This is a genomic window from Rhodococcus sp. 077-4, assembly GCF_047782425.1.
Lineage (GTDB): Bacteria > Actinomycetota > Actinomycetes > Mycobacteriales > Mycobacteriaceae > Rhodococcoides.
Genome location: NZ_JAJPWC010000007.1, coordinates 19,389 through 33,588 on the forward strand (window position 1 = coordinate 19,389; position 14,200 = coordinate 33,588).

A 14,200-nucleotide genomic window follows, 5' to 3' on the forward strand; every position below is an offset into this window, starting at 1 on the left:
CACACGCGAGAAGGCCCGGTACGGCGTTGCCGTACCGGGCCTTCTATTTCATGTTGTGCAGTAATGCTTTTCGGTCAGACCACCGATTCCACCGATTGCGGCTTCCGGCCGTGTGGCATGAGGACCGATGCCACGAAGCCGACGATCGCCAACCCTGCAGCAATGAAGTACACCGCAGTGAAACCGCTTCCCGCGTAGATCGGCGAACCCTCTACGACGTTCACGATGTTCAGAGCGAGGACCGCAAACCCCAATTGGACCGCGATCGCACTGCCGAGGGATCCAACGACGTTCACGGTGCTCGCTGTGACCGCCTGGAGGTGAACGGGGGTCGCGGCAATAACCAGGTTGGGTATCGCGGCGCTGATCAAACCGCCACCGAAGGCGTACACCAGGTATCCGAGCAGTATCGACGTGAATTCCGAGTGGGAGAACGCGAGCATGAGAGATCCGGCCGCCATGAGCGCGAATCCGATGAAGTTCGGCAGTCTCGCGCCGCGTTTTTCGGCAAAGTACCCCACAAGGAATCCCATCACGACCGACGCGATACCACCCGGCGTGGTGATGCGCGCCATGAATCCGGCCGTCTCGCCGAGTCCGTACGTCAAGCCCAGTGCCGCGGGCGTCTGAACGATGAACGACAACAGCACGAACTGAAGAACGATGACGGCTTGACCGGTGAACTGCGTGATCATCGTCGTGATGACGGCGCGACCCCGTAGGACCGCCAAATCGATCAACGGATTCTCGATCCTGCGCTCGTACAGTCCCCAACCGATGAAGAGAGCGATGGACAACACTGCCATTCCGAGCGTGTTCATCGATGTCCAACCCCAGGTTCCGCCCTCGCCGATTCCGAACAGCAGCACTGCCATCGCCAGGCCGAGCAACCCGCCACCGACCCAGTCGATGGAAGTCTTCACCCGCACCGGTGATTCGGGCACGAACAGAATCACGAGCGCACCGATGACGACCGGGAAAATGGCCAGTGCGAAGAACACTCCTCGATAGCCGAAATTGTCGATCAACACGCCGGCAATGGACGGTCCTATGATTCCGGTCAGACCGATTCCGACGGTGGACAGGCTGACGGCCATGGCGAGCATGCGCTTGGGAAACACGTCGCGCATGAGCGAGTACGTGATGGGCACGATGGCGAGCCCGAGTCCCTCGACGGTTCGTCCTACCAGAACGATTGCGAAGCTGGGCGCGAGCGCCACGATCAACGAACCGAGGGCCATGAAGCCTGTTGCAATCAACAGCCAGCGCTTCTTGCCGTACCGGTCGGCCAGCTTTCCGATCAGCGGAGCACTCACCGCCCCGGAAAGGGTGAACAGCGTGGAAACCCACGCAATCTCACCCGTCGAAAATTCGACCGCCATGTTCGGCAGAGCAGGCGTGACGAGGTTGAACGCATACGCCACCTCCTCCGACAGCAGCACGAGAATCAGGAGGACGCCGATCCATCCGAGTGTCGACCTGTTGCCAACCCCGTTGTCGGAGAGGCGAATTTCGGTCGAGTCGTGTCGACTCGATCCTTCAGCAGCTTCAGCAGTCATGTGAGCTTCCTACATCCTTCGAGTGGCGGAAAGTCCGCATCGAGAAAGGCCTTAGATCAACCGCGGTATACGACACACGGAGCATCACTTTGTGATGTGACGCACATTAGATCGGATCGCTCGATTCTGTCAAGTGATCCACTAAATCGCGCTGCCACCCTCGCAGGGACCGCAAGAATCACGACGATCAGGACGCGGACGAGTTGCCCATCAAAGCTGCGAGGCCACCTGCGACGAACTCCACCAAGGTGGCGAACCGCTCTTCACTCAGTGCACGCGACTCGAGCAAGGTTGCGCTCGACCACCGAGCAGCCATGACGATCAATGTATTGACGGACAACTGCCAATTGAGCTCCAGTTCGGCCGGACCGACCCCTGGGTATGCCCTTTCCAGAAGCTTTCGAAACAGCTCCGCAGTGTCATCCTGAACAGCGAACAACCTGGGGTCGTCGGCGAGGCTCAGTTGGCCGCAGATCGTCAACCAGCGGACCCCCCTGTCCGGCTCTGCGGCGAGAAACTCGCGATACGGAGTGGCAAGCAGCTCGACCAGACCTCTCGCCGAGGGAACCGACCCGCTGTCCACCTCGGCTTTCGCCAAGTCGTGAATTCGAGCCAGAACCGCCGACCCCGAGTCGACCAGAACAGCATCGAGGATCGCGTCCTTCGAGCCGAAGTGGTAATGCGCCGATGCGGCACCCAAGCCGGCCTCGGCGTTGATCGACCGAATCGAGACGCCCTCGACTCCTTCGGTGGCGAACAGCTTCGCGGCGGCGTCGATCAAGGCACGACGGGTCACCGCGCCATCACGCGGCCCGCTCCGTTTCGACATTGCCCGAACTCCTCCTGTGTCATTTGCCAGCATAGCTCCACCTCTGAACTGCGAAAACGAAAACGACACCGGCTCTCGAACGAACCTGCACTTGATTGAATCACTTGATCCATTTATAGTGTGTGACAGCTGCCACACACCGTCACCGAATGGAGCTGCACCACTTCCACAGGGTGCCGACTCCCTGGTGACTCGACTGCGCAAGGAAATCGATCTCATGACGTCAGACCCGTCGAACCACAGCACACGAGATGCAAGCGATCCATCGCTTCTCCTCGACATCTTCACCGTCATCGCACGATCACGCGCGCTGGAGGACGCAGTTTCGATCCACATACGTGACCATGGATTCGCGGGCTTCTGGCACCCGGGAAAGGGCCAGGAAGGCGCTGTCGCCGGCGCTGTCGCAGCAATGCGCACCGACGACTACCTCTTCTACCAGGGTCGAGGCGCAACGTGGCCGCTGGCAAAGGGCATGGGACTCGGCCCGATCATCGGCGATCTGCTCGGTAAGACGACAGGTTCCACCGGCGGTAAAGGTGCCGGAGTTCCGCACTGGGCCGACCCCGCCCTGGGAATCATGGGCGAAGGTGCAACTCTCGGTTCGGTTTACCCTGTCGCAGCCGGTGCAGCGTTGTCAGCCAAACTTCGGGGCACCGATCAGATCGCGCTCGCGGACTTCGGCGATGGAACTGCTGCTCGTGGGACGTTCCACGAGACCCTTCTCGAAGCTGCGCGTTGGTCACTCCCACTCGTCTATTTCTGTGAGAACAACGGCCTGTCGGTGACCACACCGTTCGAGTCCGTCAGCCCGACCAAGACCCTCGCCGAGCGTGCGTCTGCATACGGCGTGCCCGGGGTTCGGGTGGACGGGCACGATGCCGTCGAGGTGTACGAAGCAGTCCGAGATGCCATCGCCAGGGCCCGAAAAGGCGAAGGCCCCTCGATGATCGAAGCAGTTGTCACCCGAGTCGGCGGACACTGGGAGGGTGACGCGCAGCAGTACCGACCGGCCGACTTCCTTGCCGATTACCGAGATCCACTCGAGGTCATGCGACCACGTATCGACGCTGCCGATGCCGATCGGATCGTTGCCGCCGCCAAGGAAGAAGTGCGTCTGGCAATCGAAGAGGCCGAAGCAGCACCACTCCCCCAGCCCTCAGTGATCCTCAAGGATGTGTTCGCATGACCAGCGCAATGGACTCCCGCACCAAGACCGGTGAGACGACTCAGCTCAGTTACGAAGTAGCTCAAGGCGCTGCGATCGCCGAAGAGATGCGCCGCGACCCCACCGTCTTCCTCATGGGTCAAGACATCGCGTCGGGCGGCTTCTTCGGTGGAACACGAGGTCTCACCGAAGAATTCGGTGTCGAGCGGGTGCGCAACACCGGCATCACCGAAGCATTCATGGTCGGCGCAGCTGCGGGAGCCGCCATGACCGGAATGCGGCCGATCGTTCAGCTGGGCTTCGCAGATTTCAGCCTCATCGCCGGCGACGAGATCTTCCAGAAGCTCGGCAAGTGGCGGCACATGCACGGTGGGCAATTCGAGCTACCCGCTGTCATCATCATGCCGATCGGCCCGAGCGGCGGTGCAGGACCGGAACACTCGGGTTCGATGGAGATGCTTCCGATGCACTTTCCGGGACTGAAAGCGGTGGTCCCGTCGAATCCTGCCGACGCGAAAGCGTTGCTGAAGGCCGCAATTCGTGATCCCAACCCGGTTCTCTACTACCCGAGCAAGCAGCTCAACTTCAAACGAGGCCCTGTTCCGACCGACCCGAATCTCGTCGCAACGCTCGGCAAGGCAACGGTCGCGCGTGCCGGAACATCCATCAGCGTCATCAGTTACGGCTGCATGGTCCCGCGCGCACTCGACGCGGCCGAAACCCTCGCGGCCGAAGGAATCGAACTCGACATCATCGATCTCCGCACTCTTGTTCCCCTCGATACGGACGCCATCATTGCATCGGTGCTGAAGACCGGACGCGCGATGGTCGTGCACGAGGCTCCCCGCACGGCAGGACCGGGAGCCGAGATCGCCGCGATCATTCAAGAACGGTGCTTCCACTGGTTGCACGCGCCGATAGCGCGGCTCGGATCTGTCGACGCACCGATTCCGGCGAGCCGTTTTCTCGAGGATCACTGCTTCCCGAGTGTCTCCGACATCATCGAAACCGCACGTCACCTGATCCGCAGCTGACGTCCGCCCGGCTCAGCCCCGCAACCCAGAGGACTCCTTTTCATGATTACGCTTTTCGATGTGAATATGCCCCACATGGGGTCGGTCGAGTTCGCTCTTCTGACCGAATGGCTCTCCAACCCCGGCGACCGCATCTCCGAAGGAGATGCCCTGTGCGAGGTCTCGACGGACAAGGTCGACACCGAAGTGGAGTCGCCGGCCGAAGGCATCTTGATCAGTTACACCGCCGCGGTCGACGAAGAAATCCCCGTCGGCAATCCGATCGCGAAGTTCGCACCGCTGGACTCGGATCCGGAGTTGGTGGCCAAGGCGATCGCCGAGGCATCGGGCGATGCGCCGGTGTCCGAACCGCAGCCGACTTCCACTTCCGTATCGTCGGTGGACGTGACAACTGCTCCTTCGGCATCAACCGAAGAAGCAGTCGGCACCGTAGCGACGCCGGTGACCGACACCCGTCGGATACCGCCTCCCAACGATTCCCTGATTCTGGCGGCCTCCTGGCTCGATCCCGTTGCTCCGCCCACCACGGGGAGTCGACGCACCGCGCCGGCTCAGGTCGCCAACACTGACCGGGTCTCCAGCGCCGACGCTCCCGACAGCGTCGCTGCTCGGCCTGCCACCGGGGAGCCGACACTTCCGGCAGGCTACGACGATGTCGGCTACGAGGCCGTCGAACTCTCACGCCTGCGCCGATCGATCGCACGCAACCTGCAAGACTCCTGGAACACCGCACCGCAGCTGACCGCTCAGGTCGACATCGACTTCACCGCCGTGTCCGTCGCCCGCGCGAAGCTCAACCGAACCCGGGTTGCGCGAGACGAATCGAAGATCAGCTTTCTGCCATATCTCGCGTTTGCTCTGTGCCGGGCCGCGGCCGAACATCCGGATGTCAACGCCACATTCACCGACTCCCATCTCATCCGATGGAAGCCGATCAACTTGGGTGTCGCAGTCGATACACCGAACGGGCTGGTGGTGCCAGTCATCCACAACGCCCAGGATCTCTCGCTGGCAGGGCTTGCGGCCGCCATCTCGGACATCGGTACGAAGGCAGCGAGCGGGAGCCTGTCACCGGAAGCGTTGTCCGGTGGCACGATCACCATCAGTAATTCGGGAAGCGTCGGCGGTGTCGTCTCCACGCCGATTCTCACCAAGCCACAGGTCACTTCGATCGGGTTCCCTGCCATCATTCGCACTCCCGTTGCGCGCAGAAGCGCGGACGGCGCGTCGGAGATCCTCGCGATCAGGCCGATCGCACGTGTGGGCTTGACTTTCGATCACCGCGCCTACGACGGTGCCGAGGCGCTCAGGACACTCCTGTCCGTGCAGAGTGTCCTCGAATCCTGGCACGGCGATCAAGGATGAGAGCAGCAATTCTTCGCAAGGGGGACATCGTTTTCGACGAGGTTCCCGAGCCGGTTCCAGGCCCAGGCCAGCTTCTCGTCCAGCCCATCGCGGCAGGGATCTGCGGATCGGATCTGTCTGCATGGCAACACACGGACGATTTCTTGAAAGCACATGTCGAAGCGGACGTTCCAGGCGAATTGTTCGATCCCGATTCGGATCTGGTGATGGGTCACGAGTTCACCGCACGAGTTCTGGAACTGGGCGACGGTGTCGTCGACTACGCGATCGGTGACCGGCTGGTCGTTCTCCCGTGGGTTGTCGAAGACGACGGGACGGCACACACCGTGGGTTACACCGGGAACCACCCGGGCGCGCTGTCCGATCGGGTGGTGATCCAAGCGGGAGGCCATCTCGTCATTCCCGACGGCGTCGACGCAGTGACAGCAGCGGTGACCGAACCCATGGCCACCGGAGTCAATGCCGTGTTGCGTTCCGACATCGCCTCGGCCGCAAACGCATTGGTGATCGGCTGCGGTCCGGTCGGCCTCGGGGCCATCGTCGAGCTCGCCGAACGCGGCGTCGGCACGATCATTGCATCCGACCCGTCGGCGAAGCGACGTGAGATAGCCCGGCAGTACGGCGCACATATCGTCGTCGACCCCTTCGCCGACGACCCTGTCGCACGGCTTGCTTCTGCCGGCAACATCGACCTTCCGACATACGTGTTCGAGGCATCCGGTGTCCGCGGGATGCTGGGAAGCCTGATGGAGTCGACTCCGAAGTTCACCCGCATCATGGTGGTCGGTTCGTCGATGGTGCCGGAGACCGTGCGTCCGGTTGTCGGCATCCTCAAGAATGTCAGCATCGAGTTCGTCGGCGGCCCGGGCCGGGGCGAGCTGACCTACGCTGCCTTCAGCCGAACGTTCGAGCTCATAGTGAACGGCCGTTTCGACCCCGCCGTGATGGTCACTGGGTACGCCAGCATCGATGCCGTAGCCGACGTATTTCATGCTCTGCGGCCCAGTTCCGGCACGGTCGAGCACGTCAAAGTCCTCGTTCGCCCGGATCTACCGACCGGAACCGGTCTGGTGGACGCAACCGACAGCGCACTCTCCGTTATCGACAAGGATCGACCATGAAGGCCAACCAAGAGACAGATGCGACCGAACCGTTCGACGTGACGACGGTTCGCGATCGATTACGCGAACTCGGCGAACTCGATGCGGACCACACGCTCGACGTTCGCCTCCTCGCAGGCGGTCGGTCCAACCTCACGTACGTCCTGTCGTCATCGGCCGGACGAGAGTGGATTCTGCGCCGCCCGCCGATCGGTTCGAGGCTCGAGACAGCTCATGACATGGGCCGCGAGGTAACGATTCAACGAGCTCTGTCCGACAGCGCCGTTCCCGTTCCCCGCATCGTGTTCTACGATGCCGATGCCGACCATGCGGGAGGCAGCTACTACATCATGGATCGAGTCGTCGGCGACGTTCTTCGTACCGACGCCGAATTCTCTGCCCTCGAACAACGACACCGAGACCCCCTGTCCTACGAATACATCGACGCATTGGCCGCGCTGCACACCGTCGACTACACCTCACTCGAACTCGAGAACTTCGGCCGTCCTTCGGGATATCTGGAGCGGCAGGTTCGGCGGTGGACAAAGCAGTTCGCGGCCTCGAAATCCCGTGAGCTCCCCCTGGTCGAACAGTTGGGTAGTGCGCTCGCAGAGCGGATCCCGCACACCTGCGCACACGCGATCGTTCACGGTGATTTTCGGTTCGACAACATGATCATCGGCGTCGACCCGTCACCTCGCATCGCGGCTGTCCTCGACTGGGAGATGTCGACGCTCGGGGACCCACTCACCGATCTCGGTCTCGTGCACCTGTTCTGGTCCGGTTGGGAAGGAATCGACAACCCGATCGCGGGAACGCCGTCATCTCATTCCGGCTACCCCTCTTTCGAGGACATCGCGGAGCGCTATGCCGTCTCCACCGGATTCGACCTCGATGGACTCGGATGGTACTCGAGCTTCGCGTTCTTCAAGATGGCCATCATCCTCGAGGGTATCCATCTGCGGTTCACCAACAACGAAACGGTGGGCGAGGGATTCGAGAACATCGGAACCATGGTCGCACCTCTAGCCGAGCGCGGATTGGCAGCACTTTCCGGCTCCTGACCCGTGCCGCTGCCCGTCCACTGCACCTCCGCCCCTCCGAAAAGGATCCGATATGGACTTCAACTACGACGCCACCACGGTGGAACTGCAGACGCGGTTGCGCGAATTCATGGAAGAGTTCGTCTACCCGGCCGAGCATCACTTCCACGACCGCCCCGAATCGGGTGCACTGCAATGGGAACGACCCGCCGTCATGGCGGACCTGAAGAAGCAGGCCCGCGAACGTGGACTGTGGAACCTGTTCCTGCCCGGTGACCACCCCGGCGGTGCCGGCCTGACCAACCTGCAATACGCACCGCTCGCCGAAATCACCGGGTGGAGCCCCGAGGTCGCCCCCGAAGCCCTCAACTGCAATCCTCCCGACACCGGCAACATGGAACTGCTGACTCTCTTCGGAACACCCGAACAAAAGAGCCAGTGGCTTGAACCGCTGCTGGACGGCGACATCCGTTCCGCGTACTGCATGACCGAACCCGGTGTGTCCTCGTCGGATCCGTCCAATTTGGCGACATCGATCACCGACGATGGCGACGAGTGGGTTGTCAACGGTAGTAAGTGGTGGTCGACGGGTGCGATGAGCAGCGACTGCACGTTGCTCATCGTGATGGGCGTATCCGATCCCGATGCCGATGCACGAGGGCGTCATTCGCTCGTTTTGGTCCCGAGGGACACCCCAGGGGTCACGATGGTGCGTGGGCTGGAAACGTTCGGATTCACGCACGGTGCCAATGGTGGCCACGCGGAAGTCCGTTTCGACGATGTTCGGATCCCCAAGAACGCCCTTCTCGGCGACCGTGGCCGCGGTCAAGCGCTTGCGCAGGCACGGCTCGGACCGGGACGTATCCATCACTGCATGCGCATGATCGGCATGGCCGAACGTGCCGTGGAGTTGATGTGTCAGCGCGCTCGTGAGCGGTCGGCCTTCGGAAAGTCACTGTCGGAGCAGGGAATTGTGCAGCACTGGATCGCGCAGTCGCGCATGAAGATCGAGCAGTTGCGCCTTCTCGTACTGCGGACTGCCTGGTCGATCGATACCGTCGGTGCCCGCGCGGCACGCAAAGATATCTCTCTGATCAAGATTGCCGCACCGGATGCCACGGGTTGGATCATCGACAAAGCCATCCAGGTCTATGGCGCAGGCGGTATGACGCAGGACTACCCACTCGCGATGCTCTGGGCACAGGCCAGAACCATGCGCTTCATCGACGGCGCCGACGAGGTTCACCGAATGGTCATCGCCAAGCAGGAACTACGCGCTCACTCGTAGACAAGCATGTGTGCCGGTGTTCCGCTATCGGATCGGCGCGAACACCGGCAAGGATCCCACCTGATCGTCGACGTCGAACTCGGCGATCTGCTCGAAACGAACTTCGACCGGCATGGCGATCCGGACGTCGGCGGCGGCGACATCCACCACGTTGCCGAATACGCGCAGACCTTCCTGTTCGGGCAGCAGAATCCACGCAAGGACGTAGGGCACCTCGCTCGAATATCCCGGTACGAAGCTGCGATGCACGACGGTGAACGTCTCGACGACGCCAGTACCGGCGACCGGCTCGAAATCGAGATTCTCACTCGCGCACCGCCTGCAGACAGATTCTGGGAAATGGACCCACAGTCCACAATCCCGGCACCGCTGCAGCCGCAGTTCCCCGCGCGCACAGGCCTGCCAGTACGGCGCTGTAAGTGGCGAAAAATCCGGAACGATCCGTGTTTCCATGGTTACATTGTCGCAAGCAACTGCTTGTTCATCAACACTCTCTGTCAGTTCGGTTCGCCGTGAGAGGCCAGGAATGTCACAACGTCAGTCGTTCGCTGGACGAGCCTCTGTTTCCGGTATCGGAATGACGGAGCTATCGCGCGATTCGCGCACGACCACCAGGGAACTCGCTGCTGCCGCGTGCTTTGCTGCGATGGACGACGCAGGTGCCTCACCAGCGGACGTCGACGCCGTGCTGTGTTATCACATGTCCGATTCGAGCCCGGTCAACGACGTAGCACGCCGACTCGGCCTGCCGAACAGCATCTGGACCAACGAAATCTTCGGCGGCGGAACACAATCGGCGTCCATTCTCGGTGATGCTGCGATGTTGATCGAGTCCGGAACCGCATCGAACGTCCTGGTTTACCGGGCACTCAACGGGCGGTCGGGCGCCCGGATGGGGCGCACGAGCCTCAGGCTCGGCGCAGATGCCGAAGCGCAATTCACCGTGCCGTACGGCATGTTGGGTCCAGTCAATCTGTTCGCGCTGTCGACGACCAAGTGGATGAACGACGTCGGCCTCGACCGAACCAGCCTGGAAGCTGTGGTCCGGTCCTCACGAGAGCTCGCCGCGAACAACCCCCGGGCACTGATGCGCGCGCCGATGTCGAGCGAGGAATACCGCGCCAGCCCGATGATCGCTACACCGTTGAGCCGAGTCGACTGCTGCCAGGAAACCGACGGGGCTGCAGCCCTGCTGATCAGTCGCACCGACATCGCGGACAACCGCCGAGCGGGGAGCCCGCGAATCAGGGCCGTCGTTCGTGGGGGTGGGCCCGGAGCGTCCGCGATGGACAGTTCACCGGACCTGTCGACGATTTTCACCCATTACGTTGCTGATCTGATCTGGTCTGCATCTGGAATGACATCACGCGATATCGATGTGTCCATGATCTACGACGCGTACTCGCCCGTCGTACTTCAGCAGTTGGAGGACTTGGGTTTCGCGCGCCGCGGTGAGTCCGGCGCGCTCTTCGAATCGGGCGAGACATGCCCGACCGGACGCGTGCCGGTGAATCCGAACGGTGGGCTTCTGTCCGAAGGCTACGTTCACGGGTTGAACAACGTGCTCGAGGCCGTCCGCCAGCTCCGCGGTGACTCTGGAATCAACCAGGTACCCGGAGCCTCGACTGCATTGTGCACAGGCTTCGGCGGAAGCTATGGCAGTGCCGCCGTTCTGGAACGTGTGTGAGCACCGATCAGAAGCCGGCGTACCCCGCGGACAGCACGCGCTCCTCGCCGACAGATGCCTGAAACGACACAGATCCGTCACCCGCGACCTCGGATGCGGCAACCACTAGATCGGAGCCTGGACGAACAGGTGCCGCGAAGCGAGCACCGATCGTGCGGAGCTCCCACGGAGCCGCACCGACAACGCCTGCTATCTCTCGGGCTGCAATACCGAGGGTGCACAGGCCGTGGAGAATCGGCCGATCGAATCCAGCGGCCTCGGCTGCGACGGGGTCGATGTGGATAGCGTGCCGGTCGCCCGTCAGTCGATACAGCGCAGCCTGTTCCGCACCGACATGGAAGGTCGATGTCCTGTCCACTTCCGTCGACCCATGTCCGGCGTGCGCCTTGGGCGGCTTTTCGCCTCCGAATCCTCCCTGACCCGGAAGAAAGATCGAATACCGCGCGGAGAAGTACTCACACTCGGCGACCACATCCAATATCGCCGATCGCCCGGTGTCCCACAGCCCGGCGATAGATCCGAACGTCTCGAATGTGGCTGCCGGAGGCAGCGAAGAACGGACCGTCAACTCTTGTGAACCGTGCAGCGCGGCGGCGGGGACATAGGCACCGGCTGCGGACGCCGCGTCCGCAGCCCACAATCCCAACGTCAAGCCGAAGGTCGGTAGAACTCTGAGGTCTCGTTCGAATACGAGCTCGAGGTCCCCGGCACGCGCACCCACCGCCAACGCATACAGAATGACGTCCTGTTCGTCGTAGCTGACCACTCGTTTACCGAGGTCGGCTCCGACCCAGCTCTTCAGTTCCACCACGAAATCCTCCTTGAACGAGCGCTTGGTTATAAGGTAAGCACTGGAGCCGGCCACGGTCAACGCCACGATTCTCGCGAACTTGGCCCACGCGCTTGAGTCCGACCGAAACCGTGTGTATCGTACCAAGCAAGCGCTTGGGCAGACAGGAGACCGGACATGGGAAAGATCAAAGTTGGACTCGGATACGAGCTGGAAGTACGGGGACGGTCGAAGGAAGTAGAGCAGCAGGCCTTCGAGAATCTGATCGAACAGGTCGTGCTGGCCGACAGCCTGGGATACAACACCGCCTGGATGGTGGAGCATCACTTCACCAGAGGTTTCTCGCACTCTTCGGCACCGGATATCGTGCTGGCTGCACTGAGTCGGGTCACCACGCAGATTCGGCTGGGACTCGGCGTTGTGCTACTTCCGTTCTCACACCCGATCCGCACTGCGGAACGCATTGCGACGATGGACATTCTGTCCCGCGGGCGCATCGAATTCGGTACCGGCAGAGGCGCATCACCGCTCGAGTACCAGGCGTTCCAGCGCCCCTTCGAGCAGTCACGCAAACTGTGGGAGGACAACCTCGACGCGGTCCTCGGCATCTGGGAAGCGGACGGCGGGAACTACTCCGCCGAGCACGAGTACTGGTCGATCCCCGATGTGGGAGTTTACCCACGTCCGGTGCAGGAACCTCATCCCCCTGTGTGGGTGGCGTCGACCAGCCTCGACGGATACCTGCAAGCTGCTCGTCGTGGTTACAACCTCCTCGGGATGACGATGCTCAAGGGTATCGACGATGTCGCCGAGGACATCTCGAAGTACAAAGCCGAACTCGAGAATCACGGATTCGACCCGGAAACCCGTCGAATCGGTCTGATGATCCCCTGGCACGTCGCACCCACCAAGGACGAGGCTTACGCCAACGCAGCCGATGCCGTCATGTGGTACATCAGGCGGCAAGTCAACCTGGTCGCCCCTCCCGACTACTACGATGCGCGTCACGCGAGCCACCAGGCACTCGGAGCACTCGCCGCAGGTCAGTCACAGGAAGAAGCACTCGAGACGCTGCGCGACAACCTCATGATCGTTCTCGACGACGTGGAGGGATCCAAGAAGTCCCTGCAGCGACTGGAAGACGCAGGGGTGACCGATCTGGTCGGTCAGTTCCAGGTCGGCGGCCTCGACAACGAACACGTCAAGAGTTCCCTCAAACTGTTCGCATCCGATGTGGCGGAGATCCGATGACCACTACCGAGTCCCGCGACTTTCCTACCACTGTCGTCGATCGTGCCGAACTGCCGAAGCTGGTAGCCAAGCCCAGCGCGGCCAAGGGTCTGCTGCTCGTCGATCCCGCGGGAGCCACGGCGTTTCCTCTTGCATCGGCGGAACGCGACGAAGCAGCCAGGCTGGCCTCGGAAACACTGATCTCGGCCGGTATCAAATCTTCCGACCGTGTGGTCGTCGCACTCAACAACGACGGTGACCTCACCGGTGCACTCATCGCCCGAGCGGTTGCAGACATTGCCGAGGCAGCGGCGTCCACAGGTCCCCGCGGACGCATGCGGACACTGAGGGTGTTGGAAGCAGTCCGCGCGAACGTGCTGATCAGCACGCCGTCCGGTGCGGCAGACTTTCTTGCTCGCATGCACATGGAGTTCCTCGTGGACCCGCTCGATCTCGAACTGCGACTCCTGATCCTGACCGGCGAGATCGCCGACGCCAAGACGGTGGCGCATCTGGCGAAGGAGTTCGGCGCAACGGTCGTGGAACTGTTCCTGGACCCCATCAGTGGCATCCCGGTCGCCCATCGTCAGCCTGCGAAAGAGACCGAGCTGACCGTCGTTCGTGAAGGCGAGCTCGGTCTGGTGGACAGTGAGGTCACCGCTGCCGACGGGAGCGCACTCTCCGAGATCGCAGTTCATCACTCGTGGCACCCGGCACTGACGCACACCGCGGTACGCACCGGTTACCTGACCGCGCCCGGAGATACGATTTCGGCACCGGTACACACCACAGGCGATCGAATTCTGGTGCGGGGAGGATGGCTTTCGATCACCGCGTTGACCAAAGCGCTGCGAGCGATCGACGGAATCTCGCAGTGGACGTTCCGGGTGACCCACGAAGGCACGCTCGACGTTGCGACACTATCGGTGTCGTTCAACCGCGCAAGTCTGGTGGCGAACGGCATGTGGAAATCTCGTATCGCGCAGTCCTTGACTGCACTCACCCCTGTGCGCATCGACGTCGAAGTCGATCCGACCGTTCGGGAAGAAACCGCCGAACCCCGGATTCTCGACGTTCGCGGACACCACATCTACTGAAGTCGACTCT

13 protein-coding genes are annotated in these 14,200 nt (G+C 62.0%); 9 read left to right on the top strand and 4 right to left on the bottom strand.

The genetic code is table 11. From position 1 onward, the window contains the following. Positions 1–74: 74 nt before the first annotated feature. Both ACNEOT_RS23815 and ACNEOT_RS23820 read right to left on the bottom strand, forming a co-directional pair. Complete coding sequence (locus ACNEOT_RS23815; protein ID WP_415977149.1) at positions 75–1,559, bottom strand: MFS transporter; 1,485 nt, start codon at positions 1,557–1,559, stop codon at positions 75–77. A gap of 187 nt (positions 1,560–1,746) precedes the next feature. Beyond that, positions 1,747–2,388, bottom strand: a complete 642-nt coding sequence (locus tag ACNEOT_RS23820) for a TetR/AcrR family transcriptional regulator (protein WP_415977150.1) — start codon at positions 2,386–2,388, stop codon at positions 1,747–1,749. 217 nt (positions 2,389–2,605) lie between these two features. Between ACNEOT_RS23820 and ACNEOT_RS23825 the strand changes: the two genes are divergently transcribed. The 6 genes from ACNEOT_RS23825 to ACNEOT_RS23850 are packed head-to-tail and all read left to right on the top strand — an operon-like array spanning position 2,606 to position 9,386. Further along, on the top strand, positions 2,606–3,577 hold the full coding sequence (locus ACNEOT_RS23825) for a thiamine pyrophosphate-dependent dehydrogenase E1 component subunit alpha (protein WP_415977151.1): 972 nt from the start codon (positions 2,606–2,608) through the stop codon (positions 3,575–3,577). Further along, entirely contained in the window at positions 3,574–4,590 is a 1,017-nt protein-coding gene (locus ACNEOT_RS23830) for an alpha-ketoacid dehydrogenase subunit beta (protein ID WP_415977152.1), read from the top strand. Before ACNEOT_RS23825 ends, ACNEOT_RS23830 begins: the two co-directional genes overlap by 4 nt. A gap of 42 nt (positions 4,591–4,632) precedes the next feature. Next, a complete protein-coding gene (locus ACNEOT_RS23835; RefSeq protein ID WP_415977154.1) occupies positions 4,633–5,955 on the top strand; it encodes a dihydrolipoamide acetyltransferase family protein in 1,323 nt (440 codons plus the stop codon). Next, entirely contained in the window at positions 5,952–7,076 is a 1,125-nt protein-coding gene (locus tag ACNEOT_RS23840; RefSeq protein ID WP_415977155.1) for a zinc-binding dehydrogenase, read from the top strand. Before ACNEOT_RS23835 ends, ACNEOT_RS23840 begins: the two co-directional genes overlap by 4 nt. Further along, positions 7,073–8,119 carry a phosphotransferase family protein gene (locus ACNEOT_RS23845; RefSeq protein ID WP_415977157.1) on the top strand — a complete coding sequence of 349 codons (1,047 nt, stop codon included), beginning with the start codon at positions 7,073–7,075 and terminating at the stop codon, positions 8,117–8,119. The genes ACNEOT_RS23840 and ACNEOT_RS23845 overlap by 4 nt, the downstream gene beginning before the upstream one ends. 52 nt (positions 8,120–8,171) lie before the next feature. Then, positions 8,172–9,386: an acyl-CoA dehydrogenase family protein gene (locus ACNEOT_RS23850; RefSeq protein ID WP_415977158.1), complete on the top strand. Its 1,215-nt coding sequence runs from the start codon at positions 8,172–8,174 to the stop codon at positions 9,384–9,386. Positions 9,387–9,410: 24 nt separating this feature from the next. On the opposite strand, the gene ACNEOT_RS23855 is transcribed toward ACNEOT_RS23850, so the two are convergent. Then, entirely contained in the window at positions 9,411–9,839 is a 429-nt protein-coding gene (locus tag ACNEOT_RS23855) for a Zn-ribbon domain-containing OB-fold protein (protein ID WP_415977159.1), read from the bottom strand. A gap of 124 nt (positions 9,840–9,963) precedes the next feature. On the opposite strand from ACNEOT_RS23855, the gene ACNEOT_RS23860 reads away from it, so the two are divergent. Then, positions 9,964–11,073 (top strand): thiolase C-terminal domain-containing protein, encoded by a 1,110-nt coding sequence (locus ACNEOT_RS23860; RefSeq protein ID WP_415977160.1) that lies wholly within the window; start codon positions 9,964–9,966, stop codon positions 11,071–11,073. Between the two features lie 7 nt (positions 11,074–11,080). Here the strand turns inward: ACNEOT_RS23860 and ACNEOT_RS23865 are convergent, their stop codons facing one another. Beyond that, positions 11,081–11,884 (bottom strand): MaoC/PaaZ C-terminal domain-containing protein, encoded by an 804-nt coding sequence (locus tag ACNEOT_RS23865; RefSeq protein ID WP_415977161.1) that lies wholly within the window; start codon positions 11,882–11,884, stop codon positions 11,081–11,083. A 156-nt stretch (positions 11,885–12,040) separates the two neighbouring features. On the opposite strand from ACNEOT_RS23865, the gene ACNEOT_RS23870 reads away from it, so the two are divergent. Both ACNEOT_RS23870 and ACNEOT_RS23875 read left to right on the top strand, forming a co-directional pair. Then, the gene (locus ACNEOT_RS23870) at positions 12,041–13,114 is read left to right on the top strand and encodes an LLM class flavin-dependent oxidoreductase (RefSeq protein WP_415977163.1); all 1,074 of its coding nucleotides are present in this window, start codon (positions 12,041–12,043) and stop codon (positions 13,112–13,114) included. After that, positions 13,111–14,190 carry a hypothetical protein gene (locus ACNEOT_RS23875; protein ID WP_415977165.1) on the top strand — a complete coding sequence of 360 codons (1,080 nt, stop codon included), beginning with the start codon at positions 13,111–13,113 and terminating at the stop codon, positions 14,188–14,190. The genes ACNEOT_RS23870 and ACNEOT_RS23875 overlap by 4 nt, the downstream gene beginning before the upstream one ends. The last annotated feature ends 10 nt before the right edge of the window (positions 14,191–14,200 follow it).